Source organism: Microbacterium sp. Root280D1 (genome assembly GCF_001428975.1).
Classification (GTDB): Bacteria; Actinomycetota; Actinomycetes; order Actinomycetales; family Microbacteriaceae; genus Microbacterium.
On record NZ_LMJK01000001.1, the window covers coordinates 315,970 to 330,311 of the forward strand.

Genomic DNA, 14,342 nt, shown 5'->3' on the forward strand with positions numbered 1-14,342 from the left:
TCGCTCAGCTGCGCTGCGGCCCCAGGGGCAGGGTCTGACTGCCGAAGTCCAGGATCGAGTACCGGCCGCACTCGACCACACGCTCAGGCTGCACCGCCTGCGGAAGATCCCACGGCACGGTCTGCGAATCCTCGACGAGGAAGGACACCTCGCCGACTGCGAAGTCCGTGCGGTTGACCAGCCACGCGTAGCCGTTGAGCTGATGATCGACCTGGACGAGGCGCGAGGGGTCTGCGACATGCAGTGCGGGCAGACGAACGGTCCAGAACTGTCCGGCGCCCGTGCGACCGTAGGCGTCGACCCAGTCCGTCACGCACGCGAGATCGGGGTCCGGCCGGGCGGCCGCGTCCGCCAGGCGCGGGATGCTGAGGCCGCCGACGACGAGAAGCACCACGCCGACGATGGCAGCTGTCGAACGACGCAGGCGGGCGGGGAGGCGAATCGCGCGAGGTGACGCGACGAGCACGAGCACCGGAGCGAAGACGAGAGGCTGCAGGTAGCGCGCGGCATGCGTGCCCAGCGCGATCGCCCCGACGACGACGACGATCGGTGCCGCCCAGGCCATCGCGGCGACGAGACGGGTTCCCGGGTCGCCCTGTTGCGCCGTTCTCACGACGGCGAAGACGATGAGGGCGACGGTGACCAGCAGCCCGATCAGCCCGGGGAGGCTCTGACCGCGTTCGGCGATGAGCCGTGCGTAATAGCCGACCGACTCGTGCCAGTGGTCGGGCTGCGCGTAGCCGACGCCGGTGTTCGCGATCCATGCCGCGAACGGAATACGAGCCAGGAAGCCCGCGGTGGTGCCGGCGAGCAGCACCGCGATGAGGGCGAGGATCTGCGCACGCCGCGACGGCGACACGGCGGCGATGCCCAGGATGATCGCGAGGGGGAGGGTCGCCCACACCGCGTACAGCGGGTTCGAGAGAGCCGATATGAGCGCGACGGCGCCGAGAGCGATCGACGGCGAGGCTCTGAGGCGGCCGTCGTCGATCACGCGCCGAACGATGCCGACCGTGATGACGACGCCGATCACGGTCGCCGAGTAGTAGGTGGTCGTCAGCTGCAGGGATGCGAGGTCGAGCGCCTCTCGCGACGCCGAGACATCGGTCATCGCGAGCATGCCGAACACCCCGAGCGCGACGACGGACCAGGTGACGGGCGCAGAACCCGCGCGGCCGCGGCCGGCGACGAGCCGGATGGCTCCATAGAGGGCGAGGAGATTGACGACCGCGCTGATCGCGAAGAGGCCGTTCACCGTCGCAGGCACGGCGGCGTCGATCGCGGTGAACGCCGCGGTCTCGGGCAGGAACAGCACGCTCGACATCGCCCAGTCGAGCGATTCTCCCGACAGCAGCGACCGCGCGAGCATCGCGACGACCAGCGAATCGCCGTCTCGGAAGAGCAGGTCGGACCGGGCTGACGACGCGACCACGGATGCGGTGACGATCGACACGGCGGCAGCGCACATCCAGCCGGCCAGCTCGCGCACCCACGTCCGAGTCACGGGGCTACTCTGCCACGAGCCCGCGGCAGACCCGGGCAGCGGGGCGGTCAGGAGACCTGCGACCTCAGATCCCAGACCTGCTCCAGGGGAGCGGTGCCTTCGGCGCCGTCTTCGTCGCGGAAGAGCTCGACGAAGCGACCGATGTCGGCCTGCCAGGCGTGGTCGGCCGGATCGTCCTCGAGCGCGGCGACCGCGGCATCCCAGTCATCGCACTCGACCAGGTGGAACAGGCGCCGGCCCGACCTCCAGATCGTCCAGTCGTGGATGCCGATGCGCGCGAAGGTCTCGGCGAGAGCATCCGGGATGCGGGCGTGGTTCGTGCGGTAGTCGTCGACCGCGCCGTCGCGGATCTCGGAGTGCAGAGCGATGCGCATGAGAGGGTCCTTCCGTCAGTCCCTGGGCTGGAACGAGATCGCGACCGGGGTCGTCGCGTCCGCCACCTCGACCAGGATGGCACCATCGACGCGTTCCGCGATCACCGGATGCTCTCCGATCCGTGCGCTGCTCTCGTCGAGCAGGTCGTGCGGATCGGGGAGCTCGACGTGTCCGTTCCGGTCGACGACCGCGTGCACCGCGTCATCCGTGCGTGTCCAGCGCAGCCAGGGGTCGTCGGACGCCGGCATCCGCTCTTCCGGTCGCGCACCGAACACGGCGTGCCCGTACTGCCTGTTCCAGTGGCCGATGCCCTCGAGGGTCTCTCGTTGCAGATCGGGGATGCGGCCGGACGCCTCGAGGCCGATGTTGAGCAGCAGGTTGCCGCCGCGTGAGACCACGTCTACGAGCAGAAGCACGGCCTCGTGCGCCGACAGCAGGTGCTCGCTCGTCTCCCTGCGGTTGTGGCCGAACGAGAGTCCGATCCCCCGGGTGTTCTCCCACGCCTCGCCGACCTCGACTGCGGTGCCGTGCACGTACTCGCTGGTGCGGAAGTCCCAGTGGGACTCGCCCCAGCGATCGTTGACGACGCCCTCGGGAACCTGTGCGTAGAACGTCTGGAAGGCGTGGGCGATGCTCTTCGGCCCCGGCTCGATTCCCGCAGCCGGCCACCGGATGTCGCCCCAGAGGATGTCGGGACGATAGCGGTCGATCAGGTCGATGACGTGGTCGTGCGCATATTCCGCGTAGGCGAGGTCATCGGGGGCGGGGGCGCCGTCATGGTCGATGGGCGGCAGGTCGGAGAAGTGCCAGTCGAGACCGCCCGAGTAGTACACGCCGAAGCGGAGGCCGGCCGCGCGCGTCGCGTCGGCGAAGGCTCCGATGAGGTCCTGCCCTGGGCCACGGGCGACGGTGTTGCGCCCATCCGTTCCCGGTGCGTCCCAGAGTGTGACGCCGTCGTGGTGCTTGGTCGTGGGGATGAAGTACCGTGCGCCCGTCGCCGCGACCACGGCGAGCACCTCGTCGGCGTCGAACTCCTCGGCCTTCCAGGCATCGAGGAAGTCGTCATAAGGAGCCCCGCCGTAGACCTCCTCGTGATGCCGGTGGGTCGGCGAGCCCTCGATGCGCATGGTGTTGGCGTACCACTCGGCATAGGGATTGTGGGCGTACCACTCGTCCCGTGGCACGGCGCCGAGCTCACCGGTGGGCTCTGCCCAGGCGGGAACCGAGTACGGCCCCCAGTGCACGAAGATCCCCAGTGCGGCGCCGCGGAACCACTCGGGAAGCGGTCGCTCGAACTCGCGGTAGGCCTCGGGACGAACAGGATCGGTTTCGAACATCGCCATCGGTAGGCACCTTTCATCACACCCTTGTGAACGGTTTCGTCTATCACGTATCCTATAGGAAATCTTGAACTCAAAGGAGAGGTTCGATGACAGACGAAGGCTTCCGACGCCCCACAGAGCGCATCCCCGGCGGGGAGTGGTTCAGCGGCGCAGGCTTCGGCCTTTTCGTGCACTGGGACCAGGCATCGCAGCAGGGCATCGAGATCTCCTGGCCCCTCGTCGGACGATCGATCATCCCGGGTGAGGATGCCGTGGAAGACGCCGTGACCGTGGCCGAGTACCAGGCGACGGCTCCGACGTTCGACCCCGTGAACTGGGATGCCGCAGATCTCGCGCGTCGTGCCCGCGAAGCGGGAGCCACCTACCTCGTCTTCACGGCACGTCACCATGCCGGATACAACATGTTCTTCACCGAGGAGTCCGACTTCGGCGTGCAGCACGGCCCCTTCGGTCGCGACATCACCCGTGAGTTCGTCGACGCCGTGCGCGCCGAAGGCCTGAAGGTCGGCATCTACTACAGCCTCCCCGACTGGAACCACCCCGACTATCCGGCATTCCGCGATGAGGACCGGCCGTACAAGCTCGAGCACTGGCCCGCCGCGGGCCTCGCCGAGTTCGCCGACACCCCCGACGCGACCGATCGCCACCGGCGGTCGAGTCCGGAGGAGTGGTCGCGCTACCTCGACTACGTGCGGGCGCAGCTGACCGAGCTCCTCACGAACTACGGGCAGATCGATCTGCTCTGGTTCGACGGCGACTGGGAGCGCTCCGCCGTCGAGTGGACGGCTCCGGCACTGCGCCGCCTGATCAAGGAGCTGCAGCCCGATGTCGTCATCAACGACCGCCTGCCCGGCCAGGGCGACTACCGCACCCCCGAGCAGGGCTTCCCGCTCACCCCGCCGACCGGTCCGTGGGAGCTGTGCCTCACGATCGGCGATCACTGGGCATGGCGCACGGGGCCGGACAACGAGAAGTCCGCGCGGTCGCTGCTCGTCACCCTCATCGACGTCGTCGCCCGCGGCGGCAATCTGCTGCTCAACGTGGGGCCCGGTCCCGACGGTGCGCTGCCGGCGGTCGAACAGGAGCGGCTGGGCGAGTTCGCGGAATGGATGCACGCGCACGCCGAGTCCGTGATCGGTGTCGAGCCCACCGTCGGCATCGACTTCCACGGGCCGACGACCGCGCGCGCCGGACGCCTCTACCTGCATCTGACCGCGGTGCCGGTGGACGAGATCATCGTGCGGGGCCTGCCCGTGCGTCGCATCACCCGGGTGCACCGCCTGGCCGACGATCTCGAGCTGCAGCATGACGCGAGCTTCGAGGTGCACGAGGCCTCGATCGCCGGCGACGACCTGGGCGAGCTGCGCATCGTCGCCCCCGCACCGAGCGGCGCCCTGATCGACGTCGTCGCCATCGACTTCTCCGAGTGACCCGAGCACGACCCGAACCCCCGAGCAGCACCCCCTCACCCATCGCATCGAATCAGCATCCAATGAAGGAGGCAGACAGAATGAATGCACTCTCATCCCGACGCGCGAAGCGTCTCATCCTGACAGGCGTCGCGGGCCTCACCGCTCTCACCCTCGCCGGCTGTGCCAGCGGCTCGGGAGGAGGAGGCGGCGACGCCGGCGGCCCTCTCGTGCTCTACACGTGGGCCGCCAGCGAGGGCGATCAGGCGCAGTGGGCTGACTTCATCGACGGCGCCCAGGCCGAGGATCCCGACCTCGACATCACCGTCGAGGGGCCCAGCTTCTCGGACTACTGGACCAAGGTGAAGACCCGCCTCAGCGGCTCGAACCCGCCCTGCCTGCTGACCACGCAGGCGGCCCGCGCGCAGGAGCTCGGCGACCTGCTGATGCCGCTCGACGACCTGATCGAGAAGTCCGACTTCGACATCGAGAACATCGACGCATCCATGCTCAGCGGCATGACGGTCGACGGCACGATCAGGGCGATCCCCTACGACGCCGAGCCGATCGTGCTGTTCTACAACGTCGAGGCGTTCGAGGCCGCGGGTCTCGAACTGCCCGGCACCGAGTACACGCGCGATCAGTTCATCGCGGATGCGAAGGCGCTGACCGACGGCGACAAGAAGGGCCTCGCGCTCGCACCCGGCATCTTCATCCCGAACGCCTGGTCGCTCGCCGACGGCGTTCCGGCCGTGACCGAGGACGGCGAGCTCGACCTCACGAACCCCGACTTCGTCGACCAGATCCAGAGCTTCTTCGACCTGGTGTCGGTCGAGCAGGTCGCCAAGGCCCCCGAGGCGGCGGACGGCTCGGAGGTCTCGCAGCAGGCCTTCACCTCGGGCGAGGTGCCGATGCTGATCGAAGGTCCGTGGATGTACGGCAGCTTCGCCGACGCCGCCGACTTCACGCTCGGCGTCACGATCGTCCCGTCGACCAGCGGCGAGGCCGCCGCGATGACCGCGGGTTCGGGCTTCGGCATCGCGGCCAACTGCGACCGCCCGGACGAGGCGTTCGCGGCGATCGAGGCACTGACCTCGGTGTCGGTGCAGGAGAAGCAGGCCGAGGCGCGCGGCATCGTTCCGGCGCGCATCGAGGCGCTCCCGGCCTGGGCTGAGGGCAAGACCGAGGGTGCGGCCGAGGTCGTCGAGGCTCTGCTGGCCGATGCGACCCCGCAGCGCACCACCCCGACCTGGAACCAGGTCGAGACCCTGATGACCCAGTACGGAGTGCAGGGCTACCGGGGTGAGCTGACGGCGGAGGAGATCATGGAGACCATCCAGAACTCGGTCGCGGGCTGAGCGGATGGCGATCATGAGCGAGCGGAGAGAGGCCACGGCCTCCTCTCCCGTGCCCGGCGCGGCGGGAGTGCCCTTCGGCGCTCCCGCCCCGCGGGTTCCCCGCCCCCCGCGACGGCGCGGCCAAGCCTGGGTGGCGGTGGCCTTCCTCGCACCCGGGATGATCGGGTTCGTCCTCTTCATCCTCACTCCGCTGTTCGGGTCGGCCTTCATCAGCCTGTTCGACTGGAAGCTGTTCGGCAGCCCCGACTTCATCGGCTTCGAGAACTACGTCAAGCTGTTCCGCGACCCGACGTTCTACACGGTGCTCGGCAACACCCTGATCTTCGCGATCGTGTACACGGCGCTGAATCTGGTCGTCGCCCTCACCATCTCGCTGTGGCTCAGCACGCGCATGAAGGCGGCCGGGGCGTGGCGGGTCATCTTCTTCCTCCCCGTGATCACGCCCATGGTGGCCAACGCGCTGGTGTGGCGACTCCTGCTCTCGCAGGACGGTCTCGTCAACTCGATGCTCGCGACCGTCGGCGTCGACGGACCGAACTGGCTGTCGGACTCGGCGTGGGCGCTGCCCTCGGTCATCGCGATGTCGGTATGGCAGTCGTTCGGCTACAACGTGATCGTCCTGTCGGCCGGACTCAGCGCCATCCCGAAGGAACTGCTCGAGGCCTCTCGCATCGACGGCACCTCGGCGTGGCAGCGACTGCGCTTCATCATCCTCCCGCTGCTCTCGCCGTCGCTGTTCTTCTGCTCCACGATGACGATGATCGGCGCGTTCCAGGTGTTCGTGCAGCCGCTCTTCCTCACGCAGGGAGGGCCGGGAGAGAGCACCAACACCTTCGTGCTGTACCTGTACCGCAACGGATTCGTCTTCGATCGGCTCGGCTATGCATCCGCTCTCGCGTGGATCCTCTTCCTCGTCGTGATGCTCATCACGGCCCTGCAGTTCGTCGGCCAGCGCAGGTGGGTGAACTATGAGTGACGTCGTGAGCCTGCCCCGTCGTGCGCGTCAGCGCCGTGAGTCGCTCAAGGAGTGGCTCAACACCGCGGCCATCGCCGTGGTCGCGCTGATCTTCGCGTTCCCCTTCATCTGGATGTTCCTCACGGCGCTCAAGCCCGAGAACGAGGTCTTCACCGCCACCCCGCAGATCTTCGGATCGGAGATCCGCTGGGCGAACTTCGTCGAGGCGTGGACCGTCGTGCCGTTCGGACGCTTCATCCTCAACGGCCTGTTCGTCGCGATCCTCGGCGCCGCCCTCTCGGTGGTCGTCGCCGTGCTCTCGGCATACGCCTTCTCTCGACTGCGGTTCAAGTACCGCGACAAGCTCTTCCTGCTGTTCGTGCTCACTCTCGTGCTGCCCCAGGAGGTGCTCGTCGTCCCGCTCTTCATCATGATCAACAGCTGGGGATGGAACGACAGCTACGCGGCCCTCATCATCCCGTTCGCCTTCACCGCGTTCGGCACGTTCCTGATGCGGCAGTTCTTCCTCACCATCCCCATGGAGTACGAGGAGGCGGCACTGATCGACGGCGCCTCGCGACTGCGCACCCTGTGGTCGGTGCTGCTGCCGCAGCTGGTCGCCCCGCTCAGCGTGCTCGCGGTGTTCTCGTTCATCGGCTATTGGAACTCGTACCTGTGGCCGCTGATCATCATCAACACGCAGGACATGGCCACCGTGCCCCTCGGGCTCGGCATGTTCACCGGTCAGTTCGGCACGCAGTGGTCGCTGCTCATGGCCGCATCGACACTGGCCGTCATCCCCTCGTTGATCCTCGTGCTGCTGCTGCAACGGCAGCTCATCAAGGGGGTCACCCTGGGCGGACTCGGAGGACGCTGATGACCACGACACACCACACCACGAAGCCCGTGCGGGAGGCCGTCGCGGACGCGACGGCCGGCAGCCGCATCGTGCACGCGGAGGCGCAGCTGTGCGACCTGCCCGTCGAGACCGAGCGCACGGATGCCCTGCAGACGTTCGTCAAGCAGGAGACCATCTTCGTGCGGCTGCGCACCGCCGACGGCACCGAGGGCATCGGCTACAGCTACACGATCGGCACCGGCGGCGGGGCGGTGCTCAGCATGCTGCGCGAGACGCTGCTGCCCGCTCTGATCGGGCTCGAGGCCGAGCGTCCCGAAGCGCTGTGGCTCGCACTCTTCGGCATCACTCGCGCCACCACGGTCGGGCCGATCACGGCACTCGCGCTCGCCGCGGTCGACACCGCGGTCTGGGATGCGAAGACCCGTCGCGCCGGACTCCCGCTCTGGGTGGCCGCCGGAGGCGCGTCGCCCTCCGTGCCCGTGTACGACACGGAGGGCGGATGGCTGCACTTCCGCACCGACGAACTCGTCGCCCATGCGGTCGCCGCCAAAGAGCGCGGCATGGGCGGCGTGAAGATCAAGGTCGGCATGCCGCGAGGGCACCAGGACCTCGAGCGACTGCGTGCCGTGCGCGACGCGGTCGGACCCGGCATGGACATCATGGTCGACGCGAACCAGTCGTTCACGGTCGCCGAAGCCGTGCGTCGAGCCCGGCTGTTCGAGCAGGTCGACGTCTTCTGGTTCGAAGAGCCCCTGCCTGCGGAGGACGTCGAGGGGCATCGTCTTCTGGCGCGCTCGACGTCGGTGCCGATCGCGGTCGGCGAGAGCATGTACTCGCTCGGTCACTTCCGCGAGCACCTGCAGCGTGGCGGCGCGTCGATCGTGCAGGCCGACGTCGCCCGGGTCGGCGGGATCACTCCGTGGCTCAAGATCGCGCATCTGGCCGAGTCCTTCAACGCCCCCGTCGCGCCGCACTTCCTCATGGAGCTCCACGTCTCCCTCGTCTGCGCGATCCCCAACGCGCTGTACCTCGAGCACATCCCGCAGCTGCGAGCGGTCACGACGGGCGAGATCCGCATCGAGAACGGTCGCGGGTGGGCGCCGACGCAGGCGGGCCTCGGCATCCCCTGGAACGATGACGCCCTGGGCCGGCTGATCGTGTCATGAGTGCGCCTGCCTCCACCGCAGCGAAGCCCGTCGCGATCGGACGCGGAGGGCTTCTCGCCCCGCCCGTCGCCTATGGGGCTGCCGCGCTCGGCAATCTGTACCGGGCGCTGGACGACCGGGAGTGGCCGCGGATCGTGCCGGCCGCGTGGGAGGGCGGCGTGCGGTACTTCGATGTCGCGCCGCACTACGGTCTCGGCCTCGCCGAGCGACGCCTCGGCGAGAGCCTGCGCGAGCTCCCGCGTGAGGAGTACATCGTCTCGACCAAGGTCGGACGCCTGCTGGTTCCGCAGGATGCCGCGGGCCGCTCGGACCTCGGCAACCTGTTCGACGTGCCGGCGGATCATCGGCGCGTGCGCGACTACTCCCGCGACGGCGTGCTGCGCTCGGTCGAGCAGTCGCTCGAGCGCCTCGGACTCGACCGCATCGACATCGCTCTGGTGCACGATCCCGATGAGCACGAGCGCGAGGCGCTCGAGGGTGCCTTCCCCGCCCTGAGCGAGCTGCGGGACCAGGGCGTCATCCGCTCGTTCGGTGCCGGCATGAATCAGAGCGGCATGCTCACGCGGTTCGTGCAGGAGACGGATGCCGACGTCATGATGGTCGCCGGGCGCTGGACGCTGCTCGACCAGTCGGCCGCCGATGACCTGCTCCCGATCGCCCGGGAGCGCGAGGTGACGGTGCTGGCCGCCGCCGTCTTCAACTCGGGAATCCTCGCGACGGATGCTCCCGCTCACGATGCCACGTTCGACTACGGACCCGCGGACCGCGCGGTGCTCGCCCGGGCTCAGGCGATCGCCCGGGTCGCCCGGCATCATGGCACCACACTCCCCGAGCTGGCCGCACAGTATCCGCTGACGCATCCCGCCGTGGGCGCGGTGGTGATGGGCGGTGCCAGCGCGGAGCAGGTCGCGCGCAACAGCCGTCTCGTCGCACGCCCGGTCGCCGCGGCGGTCTGGGACGATCTGCGTGATCGCGGTCTGATCGCCGACGAAGGGCACCCCCTACGATGAGACTCATGTTCGGCGACGACGAGGCACGCGGACCGAGGCCGCTTCCGGCACGGCGCGCGCTCGTCGACGACGTGTACGACGCGGTGCTCGGCCTGCTCATGGACCAGGTCATCGAACCGGGCGCCAAGGTCAACATCGACGCGGTCGCCCGCGACCTCGACGTGTCTCCGACGCCCGTGCGCGAGGCGCTGACGCGGCTCGAGTCCGAAGGGCTCGTCGCGAAGCGGGCGCTGAAGGGCTATGTCGCAGCTCCTCTGCTCGACGCGGCGGGCCTGCGCGATCTGTACGACATGCGCGAGCTGCTGGAGCCGGAGGCGGCGCGGCGTGCATCGGCGCATCTCGACCACGAGACCGAGACCGAGCTGGCGGAGTCCGTGGTGACGATGCGTACAGCGTCGGCACCCGATGAGGACGAGCGCTTCCGCAACTACCGGCGGTTCATCGACGAGGATCTGCACTTCCATCACCTGATCGCGGAGAGTGCGCAGAGTCCGCTGCTGTCGGAGGCCATCGTGCGGCTGCGTGCGCACATGCACCTCTACCGGCTGAACTTCCGCCACGACTTCGAAGACGACACCGTGAGCGAGCACGAGAGCATCCTCGACGCGCTGCGCCGACGCGACCCCGAAGCCGCCGCCGCGGCGATGAGGATGCACATCGCGAACTCGTACGACCGTCTCGGTCCGGCGCTCGCTCGGCAGGCTGAGAACGCATCCGAATGAGCTGATTCTGCGTGCGAGATCGCGCAAAGTGCCCGAAAATCCGGGGGAAACCGACCATTTGCATGGTCGGGCGCCGACATGATCGACCCTGAAGCGCGGAATATCAAGGTAAACTCGATATCGACACCCGCCCGCCCGCCTGCGCCGCCCCCGGCCGACGAGCTTTGAGGAGCCGCGTATATGCTGACGCTCCTCGCCGTGTTCCTCCTCGGGTCGATCCTGATGCCCGTTCTGGTGCGCTGGCTGGGATCCCAGGCATTCGCCATCGCGGCTCTCATTCCCGCCGCGGCATTCATCCACGCCCTCGTCCTCACCCCTCAGGTGCTCGACGGACCGACGCCCTTCGTCTCGGTCGCGTGGATCCCGCAGCTCGGACTGAATCTGTCCATGAACATGGACGTGCTCGGCTGGGTGCTGACGCTCATCGTCACCGGCGTCGGTGCTCTCGTGCTGCTGTACTGCCGTTGGTACTTCCATGACGACTCCGCCGGCATCGGCCAGTTCGCGGGCGTGCTGCTCGGGTTCGCGGGTGCGATGTACGGCCTCGTCCTGACCGACGACCTCGTCATGCTCGTGATGTTCTGGGAGGTGACGAGCATCCTCTCGTACCTCCTCATCGGGCACTACCGACGCCGCGCCGCCAGCCGACGAGCAGCACTGCAGGCGCTCCTGGTCACCACTCTCGGCGGGCTCGTGATGTTCGTCGGAGTCGTGCTGCTCGTGGTCGACGCGGGTACCTCGAGCATCCGCGAGATCCTCGAGATCGCACCCACAGGTGCCATCGTCGACGCCGCCGTCGTGATGCTCCTCGTCGGCGCGATCAGCAAGTCCGCGATCTTCCCCTTCCACTTCTGGCTGCCCGGTGCGATGGCGGCGCCCACTCCCGTGAGCGCGTACCTGCACGCCGCGGCGATGGTCAAGGCGGGTATCTACCTGATCGCGCGCTTCGCCCCGATCTTCGCCTTCACCGGTCCGTGGCGGCCGATCATCATCTCGCTGGGCATCCTGACGATGCTGATCGGCGGCATCCAGGCGCTGCGCGAGACCGACCTCAAGCGCATCCTCGCGTTCGGCACCGTCAGCCAGCTGGGCTTCTTCTCGGTCGTCATCGGCTACGGCACCCAGGCGAGCGCGCTGGCCGGTCTCGCACTCGTGATCGCGCACGCGCTGTTCAAGTCGGCGCTGTTCCTGATCGTCGGAGTGATCGACCGTCAGCTGTCGACGCGAGACATCACCGAGCTGAGTGGCGTCGGGCGTCAGGCTCCCGTCATGGCGACAGCGGCATTCATCTCCATCGCATCGATGGCGGGCATCGCGCCGACCCTCGGATTCGTGGCGAAGGAGTCGACCCTCACGGCGCTCCTGGACGACGCACTGCACGGCTCGCCCTGGGGGCTCGTCGCGATCATCGGCGTCAGCCTGGGATCCATGCTCACGGCGGCATATGGCATCCGCTTCCTCTGGGGTGCCTTCTGGACCAAGCGCGATGCGGCGGGCGATCGCCTTCCCGACACCGCCTGGCCCGACCCGCCCGTCGGATTCCTCTCGGCGCCGATCATCCTCGCCGGGCTCACGCTCGCCGCAGGCATCGGAGCACCGGCTCTCGACGTCGCGCTCCAGGGATACGCGCTCACAGCCACCCCGGGCCTCGATGCCGAGGGGGTCGCCGCGGAAGGACCCGGGCACCTCGCGCTCTGGCACGGTCTCGAGCCGGCGCTCGGCATCTCGATCCTGTCGATCCTGCTCGGCGCCGCCGTCTTCCTCCTCACGCTGCGCACCGGATGGGACCGCAAGGCGCGACTGATCCGCTTCACTGCCGCAGACGTCTACTACCTGGTCATGCGCGGTATCGACCGACTCTCGGTGCTGAGCACGACGCTCACCCAGCGCGGCTCTCTGCCGGTCTACGTCGGCACCATCTTCGTGGTGTTCGTCGCCGCCGAGATCACGGCGCTCGTCGCCAGCGACATCGATCGCTTCCAGCTCTCGGCCTGGCACACGCCCACGCAGCTCGTGGTCGCGCCGATGATGGCCGCCGCGGGCGTCATGGCCGTGCGCGCGCAGAAGAGATACACGGGCGTCGTGCTCGTGTCGATCACCGGCCTCGGGATGGTCGTGCTGTTCGCGACCAGCGGCGCCCCCGACCTCGCGCTCACGCAGATCCTCGTCGAGACCGTGACGATGGTCACCTTCGCACTGGTGCTGCGTCGCCTGCCCGCGCGGATGGGCGAGCACAACGCCTCTGTCGGGCGCATTCCCCGCGCGCTGCTGGGTGTCGGAGTCGGGCTCACGATGGCGCTGGTCGCGATCGTGGCGACCCAGTCCCGCGTCGCGGATCCGATCTCCGCCGCGTTCCCGAAGCTCGCGTACGAGATCGGTCACGGCAAGAACGTCGTGAACGTCGCCCTGGTCGACCTGCGCGGCTGGGACACGATGGGCGAGCTCTCCGTGCTCGTGCTCGCCGCCACGGGTGTCGCGTCTCTCGTGTTCGTCACGCACCGCGCCGACATGCTCTCCGCGACGAAGACGCTGCCCAAGGCGCGCCGCCGTCGCACGCTCAGCCGCCCGCTCGTCGAGACGACCGAGGGCGTGCGCTTCCAGACCGACGAGAACGAGAGCAGCCCCCGCGCCTGGCTCGTCGGCGGCCCGAAGATGAAGCCCGAGAACAGGTCGATCCTGCTCGAGGTCATCGTCCGCATCCTCTTCCACACGATCATCGTCGTGTCGATCTTCCTGCTCTTCTCCGGCCATAACCTCCCAGGCGGAGGCTTCGCCGGAGGCCTCGTCGCGGGCATGGCCCTCGTCATGCGCTACGTCGCCGGCGGACGCTGGGAGCTGGGCGCTGCCGCACCCACGGATGCCGGGCGACTGCTCGGTGCCGGTCTGATCCTCGCCGTCGGCACGGCGGTCGTGCCGCTGTTCTTCGGCTTGGCGCCGCTCACCAGCAACTTCTGGGAGTGGGAGGTCCCCGGCATCGGCCACATGGAGTTCGTCACCTCGACCATCTTCGATGTCGGTGTGTACCTGGTCGTGATCGGCCTCGTGCTCGACGTGCTGCGCAGCCTCGGTGCCGAGGTCGACCGTCAGGCGCAAGAGTTCCGCGAGCGAGGGGTGACCCTCTGATGGATGTCTCCCTCACCCTGATCGTGATCATGGCCGTGCTCTTCGCCTGCGGCGTCTACGCGATGCTCGAGCGCAGTCTCACCCGCGTGCTGATCGGCTTCCTGCTGCTCGGCAACGCGACGAACCTGCTGCTCCTCATCGTCATGGGAGTGCCCGGCAACGCGCCCTTCTTCGGAACCGAGGGCGAGCTCAGCGACCCGCTGCCCCAGGCGCTCACCCTGACCGCCATCGTCATCACCTTCGCCGTCTCGGCATTCCTCCTCGCCCTCATCTACCGCTCGTGGCAGCTGGGTCAGGCCGACACCGTCGAGGACGACGAGGCCGACATCGCTCTCCGTGAGCGCACCGATGCCGACGAAGACCTCATGGACGACGAGGCCGACGCGGCGGACGACGAGGCGACCACGGACTTCGTCGGCGTGCAGACGTCGCCGATCACCGTGCTGCACATGCGCGACCACGCCGCGATCAACGACGACGCTCCGACCGACCGCCCCACCCCGCCTCGAGCCGTGTCC

General features: G+C 68.4%; 11 protein-coding genes and 1 pseudogene. 9 read left to right on the forward strand and 3 right to left on the reverse strand.

From position 1 onward, the window contains the following. Window positions 1–4: 4 nt before the first annotated feature. The 3 genes from ASE34_RS01665 to ASE34_RS01675 are packed head-to-tail and all read right to left on the reverse strand — an operon-like array spanning window position 5 to window position 3,222. Window positions 5–1,504, reverse strand: a complete 1,500-nt coding sequence (locus tag ASE34_RS01665) for a hypothetical protein (RefSeq protein WP_056275819.1) — start codon at window positions 1,502–1,504, stop codon at window positions 5–7. A 47-nt stretch (window positions 1,505–1,551) separates the two neighbouring features. Continuing rightward, window positions 1,552–1,878: an L-rhamnose mutarotase gene (locus tag ASE34_RS01670; protein ID WP_056275821.1), complete on the reverse strand. Its 327-nt coding sequence runs from the start codon at window positions 1,876–1,878 to the stop codon at window positions 1,552–1,554. A 15-nt stretch (window positions 1,879–1,893) separates the two neighbouring features. Then, window positions 1,894–3,222 (reverse strand): alpha-L-fucosidase, encoded by a 1,329-nt coding sequence (locus ASE34_RS01675; RefSeq protein ID WP_056275825.1) that lies wholly within the window; start codon window positions 3,220–3,222, stop codon window positions 1,894–1,896. 86 nt (window positions 3,223–3,308) lie between these two features. Here ASE34_RS01675 and ASE34_RS01680 point away from each other — a divergent pair, with 86 nt between their 5' ends. The 9 genes and pseudogenes from ASE34_RS01680 to ASE34_RS01720 form a co-directional block, all read left to right on the forward strand. Continuing rightward, on the forward strand, window positions 3,309–4,652 hold the full coding sequence (locus ASE34_RS01680) for an alpha-L-fucosidase (RefSeq protein ID WP_056275828.1): 1,344 nt from the start codon (window positions 3,309–3,311) through the stop codon (window positions 4,650–4,652). A gap of 80 nt (window positions 4,653–4,732) precedes the next feature. Further along, entirely contained in the window at window positions 4,733–5,989 is a 1,257-nt protein-coding gene (locus ASE34_RS01685; RefSeq protein ID WP_233277270.1) for an ABC transporter substrate-binding protein, read from the forward strand. Between the two features lie 13 nt (window positions 5,990–6,002). Continuing rightward, window positions 6,003–6,965 carry a carbohydrate ABC transporter permease gene (locus ASE34_RS01690; protein WP_232224506.1) on the forward strand — a complete coding sequence of 321 codons (963 nt, stop codon included), beginning with the start codon at window positions 6,003–6,005 and terminating at the stop codon, window positions 6,963–6,965. Next, entirely contained in the window at window positions 6,958–7,821 is an 864-nt protein-coding gene (locus ASE34_RS01695; RefSeq protein WP_056275831.1) for a carbohydrate ABC transporter permease, read from the forward strand. The genes ASE34_RS01690 and ASE34_RS01695 overlap by 8 nt, the downstream gene beginning before the upstream one ends. After that, window positions 7,821–8,969: a mandelate racemase/muconate lactonizing enzyme family protein gene (locus ASE34_RS01700; protein WP_082586465.1), complete on the forward strand. Its 1,149-nt coding sequence runs from the start codon at window positions 7,821–7,823 to the stop codon at window positions 8,967–8,969. The genes ASE34_RS01695 and ASE34_RS01700 overlap by 1 nt, the downstream gene beginning before the upstream one ends. Next, window positions 8,966–9,979, forward strand: a complete 1,014-nt coding sequence (locus tag ASE34_RS01705) for an aldo/keto reductase (protein WP_056275834.1) — start codon at window positions 8,966–8,968, stop codon at window positions 9,977–9,979. The genes ASE34_RS01700 and ASE34_RS01705 overlap by 4 nt, the downstream gene beginning before the upstream one ends. 5 nt (window positions 9,980–9,984) lie before the next feature. Further along, the gene (locus ASE34_RS01710) at window positions 9,985–10,701 is read left to right on the forward strand and encodes a GntR family transcriptional regulator (protein WP_053098309.1); all 717 of its coding nucleotides are present in this window, start codon (window positions 9,985–9,987) and stop codon (window positions 10,699–10,701) included. Window positions 10,702–10,881: 180 nt separating this feature from the next. Beyond that, window positions 10,882–13,824, forward strand: a complete 2,943-nt coding sequence (locus ASE34_RS01715) for a Na+/H+ antiporter subunit A (RefSeq protein WP_053098310.1) — start codon at window positions 10,882–10,884, stop codon at window positions 13,822–13,824. Next, window positions 13,824–14,324 (forward strand): annotated as a pseudogene (locus ASE34_RS01720) (Na(+)/H(+) antiporter subunit C); the annotation flags it as partial. The gene ASE34_RS01715 and the pseudogene ASE34_RS01720, both read left to right, overlap by 1 nt. Between the last annotated feature and the right edge of the window lie 18 nt (window positions 14,325–14,342).